This window comes from Actinopolymorpha sp. B17G11 (assembly GCF_040196095.1).
GTDB lineage: Bacteria > Actinomycetota > Actinomycetes > Propionibacteriales > Actinopolymorphaceae > Thermasporomyces.
Genome location: NZ_JBEFTW010000008.1, coordinates 59,187 through 80,568, shown reverse-complemented (window position 1 = coordinate 80,568; position 21,382 = coordinate 59,187). Strand labels below are relative to the sequence as shown.

At 69.1% G+C, this 21,382-nt stretch carries 18 protein-coding genes and 1 riboswitch; of the genes, 6 read left to right on the top strand and 12 right to left on the bottom strand.

All coding sequences use genetic code 11. The annotated features are described in order from the left end of the window. Positions 1-2: 2 nt before the first annotated feature. Positions 3-605, bottom strand: a complete 603-nt coding sequence (locus tag ABN028_RS11015) for a ClpP family protease (RefSeq protein WP_349329502.1) — start codon at positions 603-605, stop codon at positions 3-5. Positions 606-834: 229 nt separating this feature from the next. After that, a riboswitch (S-adenosyl-L-homocysteine riboswitch) is annotated at positions 835-912 on the top strand. A 16-nt stretch (positions 913-928) separates the two neighbouring features. Between ABN028_RS11015 and metH the strand changes: the two genes are divergently transcribed. From metH to ABN028_RS10995, 4 genes are all read left to right on the top strand, one after another. Then, on the top strand, positions 929-4,624 hold the full coding sequence (gene metH / locus ABN028_RS11010) for a methionine synthase (RefSeq protein WP_349696532.1): 3,696 nt from the start codon (positions 929-931) through the stop codon (positions 4,622-4,624). An 80-nt stretch (positions 4,625-4,704) separates the two neighbouring features. Beyond that, the gene (locus tag ABN028_RS11005) at positions 4,705-5,403 is read left to right on the top strand and encodes a winged helix-turn-helix domain-containing protein (protein ID WP_349696531.1); all 699 of its coding nucleotides are present in this window, start codon (positions 4,705-4,707) and stop codon (positions 5,401-5,403) included. Between the two features lie 6 nt (positions 5,404-5,409). Beyond that, positions 5,410-7,047: a sensor histidine kinase gene (locus ABN028_RS11000; protein WP_349329437.1), complete on the top strand. Its 1,638-nt coding sequence runs from the start codon at positions 5,410-5,412 to the stop codon at positions 7,045-7,047. Then, positions 7,044-8,051 carry a Gmad2 immunoglobulin-like domain-containing protein gene (locus tag ABN028_RS10995; protein WP_349696530.1) on the top strand — a complete coding sequence of 336 codons (1,008 nt, stop codon included), beginning with the start codon at positions 7,044-7,046 and terminating at the stop codon, positions 8,049-8,051. Before ABN028_RS11000 ends, ABN028_RS10995 begins: the two co-directional genes overlap by 4 nt. On the opposite strand, the gene ABN028_RS10990 is transcribed toward ABN028_RS10995, so the two are convergent. From ABN028_RS10990 to ABN028_RS10960, 7 genes are all read right to left on the bottom strand, one after another. Beyond that, positions 8,041-8,598, bottom strand: coding sequence for a GNAT family N-acetyltransferase (locus ABN028_RS10990; protein WP_349696529.1), 558 nt, complete (start codon positions 8,596-8,598; stop codon positions 8,041-8,043). The genes ABN028_RS10995 and ABN028_RS10990 overlap by 11 nt on opposite strands. A 113-nt stretch (positions 8,599-8,711) precedes the next feature. Then, positions 8,712-9,983 carry a neutral/alkaline non-lysosomal ceramidase N-terminal domain-containing protein gene (locus tag ABN028_RS10985; protein ID WP_349696528.1) on the bottom strand — a complete coding sequence of 424 codons (1,272 nt, stop codon included), beginning with the start codon at positions 9,981-9,983 and terminating at the stop codon, positions 8,712-8,714. After that, on the bottom strand, positions 9,980-11,308 hold the full coding sequence (locus ABN028_RS10980; protein ID WP_349696527.1) for an AGE family epimerase/isomerase: 1,329 nt from the start codon (positions 11,306-11,308) through the stop codon (positions 9,980-9,982). The genes ABN028_RS10985 and ABN028_RS10980 overlap by 4 nt, the downstream gene beginning before the upstream one ends. Then, positions 11,292-12,851: a sodium:solute symporter family protein gene (locus ABN028_RS10975; protein WP_349696526.1), complete on the bottom strand. Its 1,560-nt coding sequence runs from the start codon at positions 12,849-12,851 to the stop codon at positions 11,292-11,294. The genes ABN028_RS10980 and ABN028_RS10975 overlap by 17 nt, the downstream gene beginning before the upstream one ends. A 95-nt stretch (positions 12,852-12,946) precedes the next feature. Beyond that, positions 12,947-13,543 (bottom strand): TetR/AcrR family transcriptional regulator, encoded by a 597-nt coding sequence (locus tag ABN028_RS10970; RefSeq protein WP_349696525.1) that lies wholly within the window; start codon positions 13,541-13,543, stop codon positions 12,947-12,949. A gap of 109 nt (positions 13,544-13,652) precedes the next feature. Continuing rightward, a complete protein-coding gene (locus ABN028_RS10965; RefSeq protein WP_349696524.1) occupies positions 13,653-14,411 on the bottom strand; it encodes a DUF8737 domain-containing protein in 759 nt (252 codons plus the stop codon). 43 nt (positions 14,412-14,454) lie between these two features. Continuing rightward, positions 14,455-15,291, bottom strand: a complete 837-nt coding sequence (locus tag ABN028_RS10960) for a class I SAM-dependent methyltransferase (RefSeq protein ID WP_349696523.1) — start codon at positions 15,289-15,291, stop codon at positions 14,455-14,457. Positions 15,292-15,707: 416 nt separating this feature from the next. On the opposite strand from ABN028_RS10960, the gene ABN028_RS10955 reads away from it, so the two are divergent. After that, a complete protein-coding gene (locus ABN028_RS10955; RefSeq protein ID WP_349329446.1) occupies positions 15,708-15,920 on the top strand; it encodes a CsbD family protein in 213 nt (70 codons plus the stop codon). Positions 15,921-16,144: 224 nt separating this feature from the next. Then, positions 16,145-17,977: an ABC transporter substrate-binding protein gene (locus tag ABN028_RS10950; protein WP_349696522.1), complete on the top strand. Its 1,833-nt coding sequence runs from the start codon at positions 16,145-16,147 to the stop codon at positions 17,975-17,977. 30 nt (positions 17,978-18,007) lie between these two features. Here ABN028_RS10950 and ABN028_RS10945 read toward each other — a convergent pair whose 3' ends face one another. The 4 genes from ABN028_RS10945 to ABN028_RS10930 form a co-directional block, all read right to left on the bottom strand. Then, positions 18,008-18,823 (bottom strand): phytanoyl-CoA dioxygenase family protein, encoded by an 816-nt coding sequence (locus tag ABN028_RS10945; protein ID WP_349696521.1) that lies wholly within the window; start codon positions 18,821-18,823, stop codon positions 18,008-18,010. A gap of 54 nt (positions 18,824-18,877) precedes the next feature. Further along, a complete protein-coding gene (locus ABN028_RS10940; RefSeq protein WP_349696520.1) occupies positions 18,878-19,735 on the bottom strand; it encodes an NAD-dependent epimerase/dehydratase family protein in 858 nt (285 codons plus the stop codon). 101 nt (positions 19,736-19,836) lie between these two features. Continuing rightward, on the bottom strand, positions 19,837-20,205 hold the full coding sequence (locus ABN028_RS10935) for a cupin domain-containing protein (protein WP_349329450.1): 369 nt from the start codon (positions 20,203-20,205) through the stop codon (positions 19,837-19,839). Continuing rightward, positions 20,205-21,335, bottom strand: coding sequence for a Gfo/Idh/MocA family protein (locus ABN028_RS10930; protein ID WP_349696519.1), 1,131 nt, complete (start codon positions 21,333-21,335; stop codon positions 20,205-20,207). The genes ABN028_RS10935 and ABN028_RS10930 overlap by 1 nt, the downstream gene beginning before the upstream one ends. Between the last annotated feature and the right edge of the window lie 47 nt (positions 21,336-21,382).

Genomic DNA, 21,382 nt, shown 5'->3' with positions numbered 1-21,382 from the left:
GCTCAGAACCCCCTGCGGCCGATGCCGTGACCGATGGTGTCGAGGGAGTCCACCACCGTGTCGATCATCCCGTAGTCGCGGGCCTCCTCGGGGGCGAACCAGCGGTCGCGGTCGCTGTCGCTCCGGATGGTCTCGACCGACTGGCCGGTGTGCTCGGCGAGGAGCCGCTGCATCTGTGCCTTGGAGTACTCCAGATTCTCCGCCTGGATCTCGATGTCGACGGCGGTTCCGCCGATCCCGGCCGAGCCCTGGTGCATCATGATCCGGGTGTGCGGCAGGCTGAACCGCTTGCCCTTCGTACCGGCACAGAGCAGGAACTGGCCCATGCTCGCCGCGAATCCCATCGCCAGGGTCGACACGTCGTTGGGGATCAGTCGCATCGTGTCGTAGATCGCCATCCCGGCGTAGACCACGCCGCCGGGGCTGTTGATGTACAGGCTGATGTCGCTCCTGGGGTCCTCCGCCGACAGCAGTAGCAGCTGGGCGCAGACCCGGTTGGCGCTGACGTCCTCGACCTCTGAGCCGAGTAGGACGATGCGATGGTGCAACAGGCGGGCGGCCAGCTGGTCGTCGAAGGTGTTCGTGCCGGTGGCCGCCTCGATCATGGACAGGTTCACGGTGCCTCCTTGAGGGTCCGTTCCGACCACCACTGTCGTCGAGGAACGGCCCTCGCCGGCTCATCCTCTGCTGTGGGCAGATCCGCTGAGGGCGAACGAGATCAGCCCCATCGCGGTGCCAGCCCGCCCGCGTCAGATGGCGCACCACGGCAGGCGCCGCACCGCCCGGCCGATGCGCCACAACACCGGGTCGACCCGTCCTTGGTATCCTCGGACCCGGGTCGAGAGGCGCTGCAACGGGCTGATGCCCGCCACGCTCGACCCGGACTGTTGATCGCAAGGGCGCCTCCCAGCGAGTGGGAGGTGCTCCAGTGGTCAGGTCTTCGAGCCGCGACGATGATCGTGGACAGGACGACGCCCGAGGTACGCGCGGAGTCACGGCGGGTGAAGCCGCTCACGGTCTTCGAGAACTCCTCGACCAGCGCATCGTCGTGCTCGACGGGGCCTGGGGCACGATGCTGCAGCAGGCCGGCCTGGCACCGGCGGACTACCGCGCGGACTGGCTCAGCGATCACTCGCACGACGTGACCGGCGACCCTGACCTGCTGAACCTCACGCGTCCCGACGTCGTTCTCGACGTGCACCGGCAGTACCTCACGGCGGGTGCGGACATCACCACGACGAACACCTTCACCGCGACCAGCATCGGCCAGGCTGACTACGGGCTGCAGGCGCTGGTACCGGAGATGAACCTGCGCGGCGCGCAGCTGGCCCGCCAGGCGGCCGACGAGGTGGGCGGCCGGTTCGTCGCCGGCTCGATCGGACCGCTGAACGTCACGTTGTCGCTGTCGCCGAACGTCGAGGACCCCGCCTATCGCGCGGTGACCTTCGATGAGGTCCGGACCGCGTACGCCGAGCAGATCCAGGCCCTGGCCGAGGGGGGCGTCGACGTCCTGCTGATCGAGACGATCTTCGACACGCTCAACGCGAAGGCGGCCGTCGCCGCCGCGCGCGAGGTCGCGCCGCACCTGCCGTTGTGGATCTCGGTCACGATCGTCGACCTGAGTGGCCGCACGCTGTCGGGCCAGACCGTCGAGGCGTTCTGGCGTTCGGTCGAACACGCCGAGCCGCTGGTCGTCGGTCTGAACTGCTCCCTGGGTGCGGACGAGATGCGGCCGCACGTCGCGGAGCTGTCCCGGCTGGCCGACACCTACACCGCGTCCTATCCCAACGCCGGCCTGCCGAACGCGTTCGGTGGGTACGACCAGACGCCGCCGGAGACTGGCCGGCTGCTCGGCGAGTTCGCGAGCGCGGGCCTGGTCAACATCGTCGGTGGCTGCTGCGGTACGACGCCGGCCCATATCGAGCAGATCGCGGCCGCCGTCGCCGGTATGTCACCGCGCGAGGTTCCGCCGGCCGCGACACACACCCGCTTCAGCGGTCTCGAGCCCTTCGAGATCGGCGCGGACACCGGGTTCGTCATGATCGGCGAACGCACCAACGTCACCGGCTCGGCGAGGTTCCGCCGCCTGATCGAGGGCGACGACCACCAGGCCGCCGTCGACGTCGCCTTGGAGCAGGTCCGTGGTGGGGCCAACCTGCTCGACGTCAACATGGACGCCGACCTGCTCGACAGCGAGCAGGCCATGACCACGTTCCTCAACCTGGTCGCGACGGAGCCGGAGGCGGCCCGCCTTCCGATCATGGTCGACAGCTCGCGGTGGAGCGTGCTGGAGGCCGGGCTGAAATGCGTCCAGGGCAAGGGAATTGTCAACTCCATCAGCCTCAAGGAGGGTGAGGAGCCCTTCCTCGAGCAGGCGCGGAAGGTCCGCGCCTACGGCGCCGGCGTGGTCGTGATGGCCTTCGACGAGCAGGGCCAGGCGGACACCACGGAGCGCAAGGTGGAGATCTGCGCCCGGGCGTACGACCTGCTCACGCAGCGGATCGGCTTCCCTGCCGAGGACATCGTGTTCGACCCCAACGTGCTCGCGGTCGCGACCGGGATCAGTGAGCACAACGGTTACGCGAAGGCGTTCATCGACGCACTGCAGTTGATCAAGGAGCGGTGCCCGGGCGCGCGGACGAGCGGTGGCATCTCCAACCTGTCGTTCTCCTTCCGTGGCAACAATGTCGTACGCGAGGCGATGCACTCGGCGTTCCTGTTCCATGCCGTACGCGCGGGTCTCGACATGGGCATCGTCAACGCCGGCCAGCTGGCCGTCTACCAGGACGTGCCGGCGGACCTGCTCGAGCTGGTCGAGGACGTCCTGTTCGACCGGCGCCCTGACGCCACCGACCGGCTCGTCTCCTTCGCGGAGACGGTGAGCGGTTCCGGCACCCGTCGTACCGTCGATCTGTCCTGGCGCGAAGCAGGCGTCGAGGAGCGGCTCGCCCACTCCCTCGTGCACGGCATCGTCGACTTCATCGAGGAGGACACCGAGGAAGCCCGGCAGCAGGCGGCGCGTCCGCTCGACGTGATCGAGGGACCGCTCATGGACGGCATGAAGATCGTGGGTGACCTCTTCGGCGCCGGGAAGATGTTCCTGCCCCAGGTGGTGAAGAGCGCGAGGGTGATGAAGCGGTCGGTTGCCTATCTCGAGCCGTTCATGGAGGCCGAGAAGCAGCAGGCGATCAAGGAGGGGCGGGCGGAATCCGTTCGTGGACAGGGGAAAGTGGTCCTGGCCACCGTCAAGGGCGACGTCCACGACATCGGCAAGAACATCGTGGGTGTCGTCCTCGGCTGCAACAACTACGAGGTCGTCGACCTCGGCGTGATGGTGCCCGCGTCGGTCATCCTGGACACCGCGGCCGCCGAGAACGCTGACGCTGTGGGGCTCTCTGGCCTCATCACGCCGTCGTTGGACGAGATGGTCACCGTCGCTACGGAGATGCAACGCCGCGGGCTGAAGCAGCCGCTGCTGATCGGTGGTGCCACGACCTCGCGCCAGCACACGGCGGTACGCATCGCCCCCGCCTACGACAACACCACGGTTCACGTGCTCGACGCGTCCCGGGTCGTCGGCGTCGTCTCGAACCTGCTCGACACCGACCGGGCCGAGGAACTGGCTGTGAGCAACCGCGCCGAGCAGGAACGGCTGCGCGAACAGCATGCGGGCAGACGGCGTACTCCTCTGCTGACACTCGCCAAGGCTCGGGCGAACCGGGAGGAGGTGCCTTTCGAGGACCTCCCGGTTCCGGCCTTCACCGGCGTACGCACGATCACACCGGATCTGACGACGCTGCGGAAGATGATCGACTGGCAGTTCCTCTTCCTCGCCTGGGAACTGACGGGGAAGTACCCGGCCATCCTCGACCAGCCGGTGGCCCGCGAACTCTTCGACGACGCGAACACCATGCTTGACCAGATCGTCGCCGATGGCAGCTTCAGAGCTCGTGGCGCGTACGGCTTCTGGCCGGCACATTCCGAGGGCGACGACATCGTTCTCGGCACCGGGGTGCGTTTCCCGATGCTGCGCCAGCAGACGGCGAAGCCGGCCGGGCGCCCCAACCGATGCCTGGCCGACTACGTCGCCCCGGCCGGGGACCATCTGGGCGGTTTCGCGGTGGCCATCCATGGTGCCGAGGAACTCGCCGCGGGCTTCGAGGCGGGGCACGACGACTACCGGGCGATCATGGCGAAAGCGCTGGCCGACCGGCTCGCCGAAGCGTTCGCCGAGCACATCCACCTCGAGGCGCGGCGGGCGTGGTACGAACCCGACGCCGACCCGGCGATCGAGGACCTGCACGCCGAACGCTTCCGCGGCATCCGGCCGGCCCTCGGCTATCCCGCGAGCCCGGATCACAGCCAGAAGCAGGAGCTGTTCGACCTGCTCGATGCGCACGGGCTCGGCATGAAGCTGACCGACTCCTTCGCGATGACGCCCGCCGCCAGCGTCAGCGGCCTGCTCTTCGCCCACCCGTCGTCCAGGTACTTCACGGTGGGGCGCCTCGGCAGGGACCAGACCGAGGAGTACGCCGGGCGGCGCGGCCTCGACCTTTCCGAGGTGGAGCGCTGGCTGCGTCCCAACCTCGACTACGAGCCGCAGGAGCCCTCCGCCGAAGGCTGAACGCTGCTCTGAGGCCGGCGGCAAGGCAGCGATGTCGGCGTTTGCCCGTGGCGCCGCCGGCAGCGGATCTACGCTGAGACATGAACGCCCACGTCCTTCTCGTCGAGGACGATGCCTCCATCAGGGAGATCACCGCCCTTGGCCTGGCGCGGGCGGGGTTCCGGGTCACGACCGCAATCGATGGCAGCGAGGGCCTCGCGCGGGCGCGGCGGGACGCGTTCGATCTGCTGCTGCTCGATGTCATGCTGCCGGGGCTCGACGGGTTCGAGGTGTGCCGGCAGATTCGCCGGACGAGCCGGGTGCCGGTGGTCATGCTCACGGCGCGGACGGACCCCATCGATGTGGTCGTTGGTCTCGAGTGTGGCGCCGACGACTACGTACGCAAGCCGTACGAGATCCACGAGCTCATCGCCCGGCTGCGGGCCGTGCTGCGTCGAGCGACCGCGCCGCCGCTGGACACCCCGTTCGCGGTGGGAGACCTGGTGGTCGATCCGGCGAGCTACACCGTCCACAAGTGCGGCCGGGAACTCGCCCTCACTGCGACCGAGTTCCGGCTGTTGGTCGAGCTCGCGCGCCGACCGGGCCAGGTCTTCACCAGGGAGCTGTTGCTCGACCGCGTGTGGGGCTACGACCGGCTGGGCGACTCGCGGCTCGTCGACGTCGCCGTCCAGCGGCTACGCGCGAAGGTGGAGGATGATCCGACCCGGCCCGTGCTGATCCGGACCGTCCGTGGCGTGGGCTACAAGCTCACGCCCGGCGCGCCAGTCGAGCGGCAGTAGGCCGCCATGGCCCGGCGCACGCTGGTCGCGGGGCGGCCGAGGGTTCCGCAGATGTGGCGGTTCCGGCGCCGGCTGACGATCGCGTTCGTCCTCGTCGCCGGCGTCTCCGCGGCGGCGCTGGCGATCGGGGCGTACGCCCTGGTCCACAACGCCCGGTTCGCCGAGTCCCTGCAGCGCGCGGAGTCCGACGTACGGTTCCAGCTCCTGGTGGCCCGTGAGTTCCTGCCGTTGGACAACGACCGCAGCGCCCGGCTGCTCGGGAGTTTCGAACAGAGCGGCCGGCACGTCATCCTCGTGCAGGGCACCCAGGCGGTGGCCTCCAACCCCGGCTTCGATCCGCCGTTGTCGCAGCGCCTCCGCTCGGTCACCGCCAGCGGTCAGATCGGGTACGAACGCGTCGTGGACGCCGGCCGCCACCTGCTCGTCGTCGGTGGTCGGATCCCGGGCTGCACCAGCCGGGAGGGCGTCGGCCCGACAGCACCGGCGTCGACGTGCTCGGCGGAGCTCTTCGTCGTGTTCGTCGAGGATCGCCTCCATGCCGACCTCGCGCAGCTTGCCGCCGCGTTGCTGGGTGGCTGGCTGGGTGTGGTCGCGGTGGCGACCCTGGTGGGCACGGTGATCGCACGGCGTACCCTCGGCCCGGTCGCACGGGCGAGCGAGGCGGCGCGCGCCGTGGCCGAAGGCCTGCTCGACACGCGCCTGCCCGCCGAGGGTCGCGACGAGTTCGGCGCGTGGGCCGCGTCGTTCAACCGGATGGCCGGGGCTCTGGAGGCGAAGATCGCCGCGCTGTCGGCGGCGCAGGAGCGGGAGCGGCGGTTCACCGCCGACGTCGCCCACGAGCTGCGTACCCCCGTGACCGCTCTCGTCGCGGCGGCCTCCCTGCTGGCCGACAGCTTCGACCGGTTGCCCGCCGAGGCGCGCCGCCCCGCCGAACTGCTGGTGGGCGACGTCCTGCGGCTGCGGCGGCTGGTCGACGAGCTGATGGAGATCTCCCGGCTGAGTGCGGGTGGTGAGGACGTACGGCGTACGGAGGTCGACCTCACCGCACTTGTCGCCGCCGTGTTGCGGAGGCACGGCTGGGACCGCTCGGTTCGGGTGGAAGGGGAGCCCGTCACGTTGCTCAGTGATGAGAGGCGGCTGGAACGCATCGTCGCCAACCTGGTCGGCAACGCGGTCGAGCACGGTGATCCGGGCGCGGACGGCGGCGGGATCGCCGTTCGTCTGCGCAGGGACGGGCAGTGGGTGTCGATGAGCGTCACCGACCAGGGTCCGGGAATTGCGCGCGAGCACCTGCCCCATCTGTTCGAACGCTTCTACAAGGTCGACACGGCCCGCTCGGGCGGCGGCAGCGGCCTCGGACTCGCCATCGTCCGGGAGAACGTCGGCCTGCTCGGCGGGTCCGTCGAGGTGAGCAGCAACGTCGGTGAGGGGACGCAGTTCCGGTTGCGGCTACCGGTGACCGCCGACCCAGTCCCCACACGAGCTTCCACGCCACGAGCGCCCGCAGGACCGGTGGCCGCATGGCCGGCGAGTGCACCGCCCGGGCCGTCGGCGGTGACACGACTGTTACGCGACGGTGAGGCTGCCGATGAACTCGGCGCGGACCGTGAGGTGCACGAACCTCTCAAGGGGGAAGCACCATGAACACCCATCTCACCCGCCCTGTCCACGCTGGGCGTCGTCGGCTCACTGTTCCGCTGGTCGCACTCGCCCTGGGCGCTGCGCTCGCCCTTCCGGCCTGCGCGGCGTCCGGTTCGGGAGCGCTCGGCCCTGCGCCCACCGTGTCGGCGCCGCGCAGCCAGTCGCCGTCTCCGTCCACGCCGCCGCCCACCACGAAGACGCCTGCGCCGACACCGGGGACGTCGGCGAGCGAAGGACCGACACGAACAAGTCCGCCCCGACCGCCCGGCCAGCCGCCCGGCACCACGTCGGCGAGTCCCCGGCCCAAGGATCCGGGCTCTCCCGGCAAGGTCCACACGTTCCAGCTCTGGTTCGTCCGGGACGGCGCGCTGGCCGTGACGAGCAGGACCAGGCCCTGGACGCCCGCCGTCGCCCACCTCGCGGTGACCGAGCTGGTCGCCGGACCGTCCGCGGTCGAGGCCGCGGCCGGGATGCGCAGCCCGATCCGTACGGACACGACGTTCTCGATCGCGTCGTACTCCCGAGGAGTCGCCAGTATCGACCTGCCGTCGTCGTTCTTCGCCGGTGGTCGAACCCTCGCTCGGCAACGACAGGCGCAGGTCGTCTACACGCTGACGCAGTATCCGACGTTCTCCAAGGTGGAGTTCCGGATCAACGGCGCCGGAAACATGCCGGTCGGACGAGCCGACTACGCCGACCTGCTGCCGCCGATCGTGGTCACGTCGCCGCACATCGGCGCGGCGGTCACCAGCCCGGTCACGGTTTCCGGAACCGCGAACGTCTTCGAGGCCACGGTGAGCATCCGCATTCTCGACGCCTCGGGCGCCGAGATCGCGACCGCCTTCACCACCGCCACCTGCGGAACCGGCTGCCGGGGGAGCTACTCCACAGCCGTCCGCTTCGCGGTCGGCAGAACCCAACCCGGGACGATCCAGGTGTACGAAGTGTCAGCCGAGAACGGCTCCCGGATCCACGTGGTCGACATCCCGGTCACCCTCAGTCCGTGACCCGATCGGGTGATCGCGGTCCGGAGTCGGGTAAGCGAAGGTCCTTGGTGAGCCACAGGATCAGGTCGTGCCCGATGGTCACCGTGGTGCCCTCACTGACGGGCGTGGCGCCGACACAGGCGCCGCGCCCGTCGGGGACGTAGCCGCGCCTGGCATACATCCGTTGCGCCGGGCCGTACTCGTCGAACAGGCCGACGGTGATGCCGAGAGTCGCGGCTCCACGGTCCCGGGCGAGTCGTTCGGCGGTGTCCATCAGCCTCGTCGCGATGCCCTGCCGGCGGAATGGCTCCGCCACCGAGACCTGGTGGAGCAGGGGTATGCCGTGGTCCCTGAAGCCGGCATACCTGGACTCCCACCGGATGGTGGCGATGCCGACGGCCTCGTCGCCGTGCATGGCGACGAAACTGGACCCGCCGCCGGAGGGGTGGTCCTCCAGGTGTTCGTCGGCTTTCGCCTCGCTGCCGGTCACCCACTCGGTCAGGAACCGGATGGTGGGTGGCATGAGCGCGGGAACGACCGGCTGGATGCTGACATTCGAGGTGGTCACCACGGCAGGCTCGACGACAGCCGCCACCTGGCGCAACACCATTCGCGCGCGGTGTCTGCGGGGGATCGGGGATCGTACGCGGGATCTGACGGAGTGCCGGCTAGGCAGGACGCCTAGGACCGAGCCAGTGCTGTGGCGGCCTCGACCAGGCGTTCCGCCGATCCGGGATCGAACGGTCCGCGCAGGCCGTAGTAGCGGTGCGCCTCCTCGACTTCGTACCCACCGAACGCATACTCGGTCGAGGTCGGGAGGTAGCCCGGGCACCCGTCCGTGTAGCCCGCCACCATCGTGACCGCCGCGGGCCCGGCCCTCTGACCGACTGCCGCCCGGATGTCGAGCCCGATCTGGGCGAACGGTTCTCCCGGCAGGGTGACGATCCGTACGCCGGCCCAGTCGAGAACCCCCACGGGCGCGGGCCAACGGCGTTCGCCCCTGCCGGCGATGCGTTCTGACCAGTCGAGCCAGTACCGCATCAGTGCCGTGAGGCCCGGGTCGGTGCCGGGATCGGCCGCGAGGCGTCGCCACTCGTCGACTCCATCCACCCCTGGGTCGTCAGCGATGTCCAGGTCCACCGTGGTCCTGTCCGCGCGCACCGGACCAGCGTGTGCGACCAGGCGGGCGTCCAGCACCGCGGCCGCGAGCGTTTCACCCGCCTGCTCGGCGGCGGCGAAGGTCCTGGACATCGAGGCCTGCTGGGTGACGGACGCGCTCGCCGCGTGCCCGGTGTTCGCGTCGCCCGCACACCCGGTGAGGAACAGCGCCACACAGCCCGGATGGCGCGCCTCGACCAGCCGGCGTACCACGCCCGGATAGTCGGCGCTGAGCAACGTGTTGTCCGCGCCGAGGACGACCGGATGGCAGGCGTACGACATCACCACCGCGACGGAAGCACCATCGTCGGCGACGAGCCGTACCACCGGCAGGCTGTGGTCGACCGGACCATCGGTACGCCGCCGGTTGCGTGCCACGTCGACCTCGGCACCGTAGCCGGCCAGCACCTGCACGGGCACGCGCCGCCGGGCGGCCGCAGCGATCGCCTCCACACAGGCGTCCTCCAGCTTCGCCAGCCAGACCGCGTCGACACCGCCGCCCAGCCGGCCGGGCACGCTGGCGGGACCACTGTGGGTATGCGTGGCGTGGATGCGTACGCCCTCATCGGGCAGCGGGCACCGCCGTGCCACGGTGGCGCAGAGGTCCTCGTGCAGGCCCACCACGTCGACCGCGACCAGCGCGGTGTCCTCGACGCAGACCGCCCGCACCGTGATCGGGTCGTGGACGCCGGTCGCCGGGCCCAGGCGGGCAGCGTAGCCGGACATCGTGGTGCCCGCCGGCGGTGTCACGTCGACCACGGCGGCCCCTGCGCGTACTGTCCGTTCGCCACTCATGCGATCACCCTCCCGGAGCGGCCACCCTCCGGCGGCAGCGGGTCGTGGGCCAGTTCGACCAGGAGCAGCAGCGCGCGAGCGATGTGGAACGGATCCTTGACGGGGAGCGCGACGGTGGCCTCCAAGGGACTCCCGTCGCGCCGGCGGATCTGGATCCACTCCTGTCCCGGACCGGCCGGGAAGGTCGCCATCGTGTACGCACGCAGCCGTTCGTACCACTCGGCGACGTCCGCCCGGCCGGTCTGAGCGCCGAGCAGGGCCAACGTGTAGAGCGCCTCCGCATGTGGCCACCAGAGCTTGGTGTCCCAGGTGTCGGCGACCAGCGCCTCGTAGCGATCGTCCGTACGCCTGCCGCGCGGCTCGCCGCCGCCGTCCCGGTCGGCGAACCGGAACAACCCGCCGTGTTCGTCGTCCCAGCCGATTCGGCAGGCGTGGACCGCGACGTCACACAGGTCGTCCAGGCGGTCGGCGAGGTTGCCCGGCGCGAGATCCGCCGCGTGCCGCAGGAACCACAGGGCCTCGAGCACGTGCCCCGGCGCCCGGTGCCGCGCCAGCATCGTGTCGTCCCGGCCGGGCACGAGCGGGGGCATCTCGGCGACGTCCGCTTCGCGCAGGTGCGTCCGTTCGATCTGGGCGACGGCGCCCCGGACGATGCCCGCCGACCGGTCGGACCCCGTCGCGCGGTGCACCTGCTCGCCCACGCCGACCAGGATCATCGGGAGGGCGAACGACGCGTGCCCGGCCGGCACGGGATAGGGCGCCGACTCGAACGTCCCGGCGGCGATGCGTTCCGCGGCGGTGGCGAGCAGCCGCTCGCCGAGGTCGGCCCACCGCTCACCGTCCGGCGCCTCGACGACCCGCTCGGCCTGGGCAAGGCCGGCGAAGCCCAGCGCGGCGAACAGGTCCGCGAACACGCTGGCCTCACCGGCGCCCGGCGTCGGCCGCCCGGCGCGGTCGGTCACGAACACCGTCGTCCCGTCCGGCCGCACGGCGGTGTCGCGGACGAAGGCAGCGGTGGACCGGGCCTGCGCGAGGTAAATCGTGGGATCGATAGCGCACACACCACGAGCGGCGGCCGTCGCGACCCGCGCCATCAGCCAGACCCAGCGCCCCTGCGACCAGGTGTACTTGTCGGTCGACACGCGCGTCGTGCCCGCGTTGTTCCAGCAGGTGAACACGCCGCCGTGCTCGCGGTCGGGGCCGTGTGCCATCCACCAGGCGAGCACATCATCGACGAGGTGCCGCCCGATGGCGGTATTGGCTTCGATCGGACTGGCTTCGATCGGATTGGCCTCGATCGGGTCGGCCTCAGCCGGCTCGGGCATCTGCGCGCTCCGGAGTGCCGGCGTCGTCGGCGTCGGTGGACAGGGCGTCGACCAGTTCGGCGGAGCGCACGTCGTGCCACGGCCGAACCAACCCGATGAGGATGTACGCCAGCAGCGCGACGACCACCGGTCCGCCGACCTGGACCGCCGTCACCAGGTCGGGCGCCAGCGAGACGACCCAGGCGTCGATGACGTACCTCGTGACGACGAACGTCACCAGGCCAGCCGCCCAGGACAGGATCGCGGCCGCCGGCCCGCAGCGCCGGAACGCCGGAAGCAGGCCGAACAGCATCGGGATGGCGATCGGCCCGACGAGAGCGCCGAACCACAAGATGATCAGGCCGAGGACGCCGCCGAAGCTGTCGGCGGTGAGCGCGATGACCATGCTCAACGCGATGAAGGTGAAGACGCTGACCCGCCCGACGACGAGCTCGGTGCGCGCTGCCGCGCCGCGGATGCCGCGCCACACGGCGGGCAGGATGTCGCGGGTGACCACTGCGGAGATGGCGTTCGCGTCGGATCCGGTCATCGCCATGGTGTGCGAGAAGAGTCCGGCGAGGACGAGGCCGACGAGCCCCACCGGCAGCAGTTCCTGGGTGAGCAGGGCGTACGACTGCTCCGGGTTCGCGAGGTCGGGCAGCAGCAGTGGCGCCGCCCACATGGGGAAGAACATCACCAGCGGCCACCCGAGGTACAGGCCGGCGGAGAGCAGCGCGGCCCGGCGGGCGGTGCTGCCCCTCGGTGAGGCGATGAAGCGCTGCGCGAGGTTCCAGGTGCCGCCGTTGTAGGACAGCGTGTTGATGAGCAGGTAGACCAGCACGAACAGCGGGGTGTACTGCCCGCTGAACGGTTCGGCGTTGCCTTCGGGAAGGTCGCCCCACATGGTCCAGATCGACGAGACGCCGCCGAGGTGGGCCAGCACCGCGACGAACATCACGACGCCGGCGAGGAGTTGGATGAGGAACTGTCCCAGGTCGGTGAGCGCGTCGGCCCACAGCCCGCCGATGGTCGAGTAGATCAGCGTGACGCCGCCGGTGAGTAGGACGCCCCACGCGAGTGGGACGCCGGCGAACACGTTCAGCAGCAGGGCGGTGGCGGTCCACTTGGCGCCGACGTCGAAGACCTTGAGTGCCGTGCCACTCCAGGCGAGCACCTGCTGCGTCGGGAGGTTGTAGCGGATCTTGAGGTACTCCAGCGGCGAGATCACCCCGAGCCTCATGCGCAGTCGTGGCCAGCGAGGTACGAACACGAAAGCACCCACGAGCATGGCGAAGGTGATGCCGAGCGCCCACCAGATGTAGAGAACGAACCCCTCGGTGTAGGCGATCGCCGCGTACCCGACGAATACCGCCGCGCTGTAACCCGACATGTGGTGCGAGATGCCGGAGAGCCACCACGGCATCCTGCCGCCTGCGGCGAAGAAGTCGGCCGCGTTGTGGATGCGCGCCTTCGCCCACATCCCGATGGCCACCATCACCACGAAGTAGCCGCCGACCACCGTCCAGTCCAACGCCGACATGACGTCTCCTCGCTGGGTTGACACCGCCTGGCTCCTGGCCAGCCACCTTGGCGTGCAATCGGTAGCCGGTCAACCTGGCAAGCGAACCTGGCAAGCAAACTCGCCAAGCCAGCCTGCAGTCAGCCGGCCAGGGCGGACAGCACCGTCTCTGTCACCGTGTCGCCGGCCTTCCGTGCGGACAGGCGGCCGGCGTTGACCTCCTCGGCGGCCTGGTGCATCAGGCCGTAGACGCTGGCGACGAGCCAGCTTCGCGGCAGGTCGGTACGGAACTCGCCGTCGGCCTGCCCTCGGGAGATGAGCTTCGCGACCCGGCCGAACAACGGTGCGTGGAGCGCGCGTAGCCGGGCTGGGGGCAGATCGGTGGCGGCGAGGGCGTAGAGGGTGCGGTACCGGTCGAGTGTTCGCCACTGGGACCGCAGCAGTCGAGACAGGGCCTCCTGCGGCGGGCCATCGTCGAGCCTCAGCTCCCTCGCCAGTTCCTTCGCGTGCGCGATGGCACGGTCCACGACGGCCTCGAGCAGTGCCTCCCGAGTAGGGAAATGGGTGTAGAGAGTGACCCTGCTGACACCTGCCGCACGGGCGAGGGCCGCCATGTTGACCTCGCCGCCGGCGAGGATCCCGTCCAACGCGGCGTCGATGATCGTGGCGACGTTGCGTTCCGCGTCGGCGCGTCGGCGCCGGGGCGTGGCGCGGTTCGGGTCCGTCTCGCCGGTCATGGTGCGAGGATACGGCGACGCACGCGGTGTGCCTGGACATGACCCGCGCGGACGAAGACCCATGCCGATGGGCGAACGCCTCGCTCCGATCCCCGCGCACGTCGGCGGATCAGCCGGCCGCCGGGAGCGGCTCCGAGGCGTGGCGGACTTCTGCCCGCGCCATGGCGTGAAGCCGAGTAAGCGACAGGACGTGTAGCCCGATGATCAGGGGGACGGCCACCGTCGGGACGAGCACCAGCGGCAGCATCCCGAGCGCCTCGGTAGAGGGGGCGACGTGGATGAGCTGGACCGGTCCGAGGCCGGCGAGGTAGCCGATCGCCAGGGCGACAGCGAGGTCGAGGATGCCGAACAGGTGGAAGCTCACCGCACCGCGCCGGTCGCCGCGTGCCAGCCGCCAGGCGAGGAACGGCGCGGCCGCCCCGGCGGCGATGTCTCCCAGACCGGCGGGTAGCGCGAAGACCGCGGGCAGGTGCCCGAGCGCCATCACGGTCAGGAACGTGGAGCCGAAGATCCGGAATACGTTCGGGAGGACGAGAAGGGACAGAGTCCCAGGGTGGGCCAGGATGCGGGACACGAGGGGAATACGGCCGGCAAGGAGCACACCGGCGAGGACCGAGACGGCGGCGAGTCCGAGCCATGGCCTGACGTCTCCGGAGCCCTGGAGGTAGGCGCCGGACCATGCCAGCAGGCCGCTGGCGACAAGCCAACCTCCGAGCAAGACGTAGCTCGCAAGGCCGACACCGATCGCCTTCGTACGGCTGAGCCCAATCTCGACCCCTCCGCGGTACAGCACGTAACTGGTGGTCAACAGGATTCCGATCACGCCACCGAGCGTCATGGCCCAGACGTAACCAGGTAGGTCGTACACGGCAGTCTCCTTGGTCTCCTTGCACGTTCGGGGAACGTCTCGATCAGGGCCGGGTCGCGCTGACCAGCCAGAAGCGACCCGGCAGGTGAACCCCGCCGACCTGTTCGTACGGACGAAGTGCCGCGCGGACCGCGGGACGGACGTCGGCTTGCGTCCGGCCGGTCTGGCTGAGCAGGAAACGGGCCGGGCCCATGCCGAGGAAGAACTCGGCGGCATCATCGGCGTCGCGGCCGTACGTCATCCGTACGCCGATCTCCGTGGCGGTCACCGTCTCGAACCCGGCGGCGCGCAGCACCTTGTCGAGGTGGTCCCGGTCTGCCAGGGAGAACATCCCGGGCTCACCTGGTGCCGCAGGTCCAGGCGGACGACCGAGTAGTGCCGTCATCGGGGCGACGAACCAGTCCTGCCAGTGGACCTCCTGCGGACACACGAACACGAAGCGCCCAGCGGTCCGGAGCGCGCGTCCGATGTTGGCGAAGGCCGCGACCGGATCGGCGAAGAACATGATTCCGCCTCGGCTGATCGCCACGTCGAAACCGCCGGACTCGAATGGGTGCACCTGCGCGTCGCCCTGTTCGAAGCGCACGTTGTCGATGCCTTCGTCCGCCGCGGTGGCCCGGGCTCGTTCGAGCATCGGCCCTGACAGGTCGACTCCGAGGGCGTACCCCCGAGCCGCTCGGACGGCCGCCGACCTCGTGGACTGGCCGTTTCCGCAGCCGATGTCCAGCACGCGGTCCTGCACGCTGATCGCGGCTCCGGCGAGCAGATGGTCGTTCAACTCGCGGCTGACCGCGTCCCATCGGTCCTGATGGGCGGCCCAGTGCTCGCCCTCATATCCGTTCCACGCCTCGGCCTGGTGTGTGTTGACGATCGATTGCACGAGGAGTCCCTTCCTGTCGATCTTCCTCGTCCCACCGGGCGGGCGACCCCGTCCCGACTGGAAACTGAACACTGATGTAAAGGATAGTACCTGGCGAACGATAACCTGAACAGGTGTGTTCAGGTAACTGCGGGGTCCTCCGCGTTGCCGAGATCGCCTGCCCTCGGCTGGTGTCGCCGAGAAACGGGACCTCGATTCCTCCCGATTGTCCGTACGACAACGCCTGTGCCGAGACGCGCAGCACCTGTCCGGACTGGCCCGATCACCGCGTCACCGACCGTGCCGATGCCCGCCTGTCTGTCGCGGACGCGCGGAGCTGACGAATGGAATCAAGGCCCAGGCGGGTAGGTGACCAGGCGATGAGGCCGCGCCAGTCCTACGACGTGGCATGTGGCGCCTGGAGGGAGATCCTCGGCATGAGTAAGGCCGACAAGGCAAAGAGCAAGGTCAAGAAGATGAAGGGGATGGCCAAGGAGAAGGTTGGCCAGGCCACTCACAACGAACAAGCCCAAAAGGAAGGACGTTCGGAGCAGGCGGAAGCGCAGGCACGACAGGCCGGCGACAAGATGGGCGATGCCGCTCGCGACGTCAAGGAATCGGCGGAGCGGAAGTTCACCGACAGCGAGTGAGCCGACTTCTCCGAAACCGCGATCCCGTTGGGCCGGATGCGTCGGCCTGACGGGATCGCGCGGGTCGGGTCGCACGTCGGTGCCCGATCTGGCTGTCCCCACGAACGTGAATCTGTCCGTTACAGGTCCCTCCTCGAGCATGGCCTTGTGCCTTGGTCAACTCCACTGGTACGACGCATGCACCGTGCGGAGAATCCAGCCGCCACCAGCTCGTGGGAGGACCAATGAGTCCGTCGTCGAATGCCCACCACCCGGAACTCTCCCGGCGCCGGCTGCTCGAGATCATCGGCCTGAGCGCGGCGGGCGCCAGCATCGTGGGCGCCTGCGGCGGCGACGGTGAGGGAGGGGGCGGGGCGGGCGGCGGCGGGACGGCGGAGTTCGTGGGCGCCTGGCCGTACCAGGTCCCGCCGAAGGGCCACTTCAACATCATGGCCGGCGTCACCGACGGCATTCTCGCCGGCAGCATCTACCAGGACCTCATCTTCCTGCCCGGCGGCATGTACTACTGGCAGGACAAGAAGTGGGAACGGCTGCTCGCCGACTCGTGGGCGTTCGACGCGGCGGCGAAGACGTTCACGCTCTCCATCAAGCCCGATCTCACCTGGAACGACGGCTCGCCCCTCACCAGCAAGGACGTTATGACGACGTTCTGGTGCCGGCGGATCATGCGGCAGACCGAGTGGGGTTTCGTGACGTCGATGGAGGCGACCGACGAGCGCACGGTCGTGTTCACGATGAACAATCCGTCCAGCGTCGTCGAGCGGTACGTGCTGCGGGCGCCCGTCATGGCCGACGCGACCTACGGGCAGTTCGCGCAACGGGCCGAGGAACTCTTCGCGTCCGGCAAGGACCTCGACACCGACGAGGGCGGCACCCTGAACGAGGATCTCCAGGCCTACCGCCCGCAGGATCCCGAACGGGACGTGTTGACCAGCGGGCCGTTCAGATACGACTTCGCCAGCATCACCAACGCGCAGCTCACGCTCGTCAAGAACGACAAGGGTTTCGCCGCGGACAGGATCAAGTTCGACACGATCACGTTGTACGCCGGTGAGTCGGCGAGCCAGATCACCCCGCTGGTGTTGTCGAAGGAGGTCGACTACGCCACCCACGGGTTCGCGGTCGCGGAGGAGCAGCAGTTCGTCAAGCAGGGTGTCCGGGTCATCCGTCCGCCCGTCTATTCAGGTCCGGCCCTGCTGTTCAACCTCGACAAGCTGCCGGAGTTCAAGGACGTGCGGGTGCGGCGTGCCCTGGCGCACGCGATCGACCGCAAGGCCAACGGGACGTTCGCCCTCGGCAGGTCGGGTGTGGGCGTCGAGTCGATGACGGGCTTCTCCGACATCCTGGTTCCCGGCTGGCTGTCCGAGGAGGAGCAGGCCAAGCTCGACACCTATCCATACGACCAGGGCAAGGCGGCGGCAATGCTCACCGACGCCGGTTGGAAGAAGGTCGCCGGGGCGTGGCAGAAACCGGACGGGACGAAGGCGAGCTACACGCTCGTGTTCCCGGCGGAGTGGGCCGACTGGTCGACCTCGGGCACCAACCTCGCGCGGCAACTGACGAAGTTCGGCATCGCCGTTCGTCCACGCGGCGTGACCGCCAACCAGCAACCGATCGACGTCGACAAGGGCGCGTTCGAGCTGGCGATCCAGGCGTGGGGATCGAGCCATCCGCACCCGCACTTCTCGTTCGTCACCGACCTGTTCACGCACAACATCCCCATCGCGGCCAACCAGGGTGGCAAGGGAATCGCCTTCGAACTCACCCAGGACACCGACGCGTTCGGGCCGGTCGACCTCGAGAAGATCGTCAACGCCGCAGGGGAAGGGCTCGACGAGGCCGCGCAGAAGCAGAACGTGGCGACGGCCGCGCTCGCGTTCAACGAACTGCTCCCGATCATTCCGCTGTTCGAGAGGTACGGAAACAACCCGGCACTGGAGGGCACCCGGGTGAAGGGTTGGCCGGCAGACGACGATCCGATCCTGCAGAACTCGCCGTACGCCGACAACTTCGCCATCCTGGCGATGTTCACCGGGAAGCTGGCGCCTGCCAGCTGAGACACCAGCGCCCGGCACGCGGTGCGAGTCTCAGCCGAGCGCGTCGTAGGTCATGCGGAGCTGACGTTGCCGCGCCGGATCTTCGCTGCGGGGGTAGAGATCCTGGTAGGCGTACCGACTCGAGCCGATGGGATAGGTGTCCGGTCCGGCCCAGATACCAATGACATTGCGTCGCGGTGTGGTGGATCGGTTCGCGCCGCCGCCGTGGAGGATGTTGACGTGGAACAGCACGGCCGATCCGGCCGGACAGGTGACCGTCCTGCGTTCCATGCCGGCGGGTAGGTCGGCCTCGTCGATGTCCTGGTCACCCACCGAGACGTTCTCGTCGACCAGCAGGTGGCTGCCGGGGAGGACGACGGTCGCGCCGTTCTCCTCGGTCATGTCGTCGAGGCACAGCATCGCCGTCAGCAGGTTGGCCGTGGAGTGGTAGAGGTACGGAAGGTCGCGGTGCCAGACGAACGCACTGCTCGCCTGGGGTTCCTTGTTGATGCACTTGTAGTTGTGGAAGTGGAACTCCCGGCTCTCGAACAGCGTCTCGAGCACGTCCAGCAGAGGTTCGTAGCGGATCAACCGCGCGAACACCGGGTCGAAGAGCGGGAGTTCCATGATCAGCCGGACCGCCTTGCCCACCCGCTCGGCGTCCGGGCGGTCACCGCCGTCGCGGGCGTAGTCCCGTTCCAACTGCACATGCGATCGCAGGTGCGGCGGGAGTCCGTCGGGGTCGTCGGTGATGCGATCGATCGCTTCGCGAAGTGTCGCGAGCGTCTTGTCATCGAGGCAGTCCTCGACCACCAGATAACCATCGCGTTCGTACGCGGCCTTCCACACGTCCGGCTGGTGTCTCACGGCCTTCGTCCCTCCTGTGTACGCAGGACCTCGAGCGTATAGAGCTTGACAGGTTCATTCGTAGTATTGGGACCAGGATTCTCGCCACGAGGGATGGCGAGGCTTCCAGCCCAGCGACCTCGCGCGGGCATTGCTCGCCGCCCGTCCCTCTGCCCGCGCGGAGATCGAGGAGACGGCACCCCCGGCGACAGCGACGAGGGCGGGTCCCCATTCGTCGACATGGGTCGCCGCGTCGTCCACGATATTGACGACGCCACGAGGCCAGGTGAGCGCCGCAACCGTCGCATCGGTTGCATCCTCGACGTGGACGAAGCTCGTCCACGCCGTCGTCGCCACGACCTCACCCTCGCGGGCACGACGGTAGTAGGCACCGCCCTTCGGGCTGTACCAGGTGCCGGGGCCGTAGAGCATGCCGTACCGCAGGACGACTCCGCGCCCGAGGCTGAGCACCGCCTCCTCCAGGGACTCGACCGACCCGAAGGCGGGCGACCCATCCTCGGCGCGCGCCAGGGGCACAGTCTCGTCGGCAAGATCCTCGCCGGGCTCGTACGCCCAGGCGATGCTCTGCGCGATCATGTGGTCCACTCCGCCGGCGCGGGCGGCGGCGACGAGGTTGGCCGTCCCCTCGACCCGCAACCGGGCGTTGCCGCCGAAGTCGAACTCCGCGAGGTCGGTGAGTTCGTGGATGATCAGGTCCGGCCGTGATGTCTCCACCGCGCGCGTCACGTCGGCAGGAACCAACGCGTCCATGAGGAGCGCGGTGGCGCCGCACGCCTCGATCGAGGCTGTCCGTTCGGGCCGCCTGGTCGTCGCGAAGACGTCGTGACCGGCCCGGACGAGCCTGTCGACAATTCGTGCTCCCAGGACGCCGGTCCCGCCGGCGACAAGAACGCTCCATGCGCCACCACCCACTCGACGAAGTATTGCTCAGGTCGCGGCACGCCCAGGCCAGGAGGCTCGCCTGGGCAGACCTCCGCCGTTCGTCGTCGTCGACCCCCCTGTCGTGCGGGCGATCACTCCTCGCCGATGGTCTGCCGATCGGCGGAGGAGAAGGAGATCACGAAGACGGCCTGCTGCTCGCCGACGTTGCGCGCGTTGTGGAAGGTGCCCTGCGGGATGCTGATCGTGTCGCCGGCCGACATCATGATCTTCTGGTCGTCCAGGCTGTGCTCGATCGTCCCCTGCAGGACGTGGAGGACCTCGTCGCAGTTGGGGTGGAAGTGCCGGGGATTCTCCATGCCTGGCTCGATGTAGCACCGACCCACCGTCATGGTGGTGGAGTTGCCGAGCTTCTCCGACACCATCCACACCAGCCGTCCCCAGCTGGTCTCCTCGATCGTGTGGTCGTCGGCGCGGCTGACCGCGGAGGTGGGATGCACCATCAGTGACCTTCCTGCGAGGGAACGGATGTCGGATCGACCTCGGCGAGCGGCAGGTCCACCACCGTGCCGGGAGGAGTTCGCCGATACGCGTCGAAGAGCGTCATGATGGCCAGTGCGTCGTCCAGGGTCCCCTTGCTCGGCGGCGTCTTGGCCAGGACGCTCTCGCAGAAGTGCAAAATCTCGGGGACGTAGCCGAGGTAGAAGAGGTTCTTGTTGTACAGCTGCCCGAGGGAGAACTCCGGCTCCCAGGTCAGTGGTGCGGCCTCGTCGTCGACGACGTACGAACGCGACCGGCCGTACGCCAGCCGCCCTCCGCGCCGGTAGTAGGTGAGCCGAACGCCGTTGTCCACCACGACGTTGGTCCCGCGCCCGATGACCTCGACCCGCTCCAGCGGACTGGTCGCCGCACTGCCGCCCGCGAGATGCAGCGTACCGACCGCACCGGAGGCGAACCGCAGCATCGCCGTGCTCGCACCGGCCACGGGTTCCCACTCGTGACTGAACCGCGTCACCGGCCCCATGAGGTAGTTCAGCACGGCACCTGGATGGTAGATGTGGTCGAGGAACCCGATCATGTCGCGTGGGTTGTCGCGCCGCTCCGGTGGCGGAAGCCCTTGCGGATAACGAACCAGGACCGAGGAGACGGGACCGAACTCCGGCGAGGAGATGATCGCCTTCGTCTTCTCCATCGCCGGGGTGAAGATCTTCTTCAACCCCGTCATGACGAACCGGCCCGTGGCCGCCGAGGCCTCCTGCAGCTGACGAATCTCCGCTGTCGACGCGGCGGTCGGCTTCTCCATCCAGACGTGGGCGCCGGCCGCGAGACAGTCCAGGGCCAGCTGTGTCGCCTGGACGCGGCCGTCCTCGTGGTAGCTCGTCACGATGAAGACGGCGGCGGGCTGCTCGCGCGCGAGCATCTCGTGGTGGTCGGCGTACGCCTGTGGAGCACCGAACTGGCGGGCGTAGTCCCGCGCCCGCGACTCGTCGACGTCGCACACGGCCCGTAGGTCGACGGGTGCGTACTGGAACGTTGGATAGACGTTGCGGTACGAATGACCGCCCGCGCCGATGAACGCACACGGGATCCGTTCGTCGTACTCGAACTGGTAGGTGATGTCGCCTACGGGCACGTTCGCTCCTCGCTGGCCGGCCGGGGATCGCCCGTGGCCCACTCCTC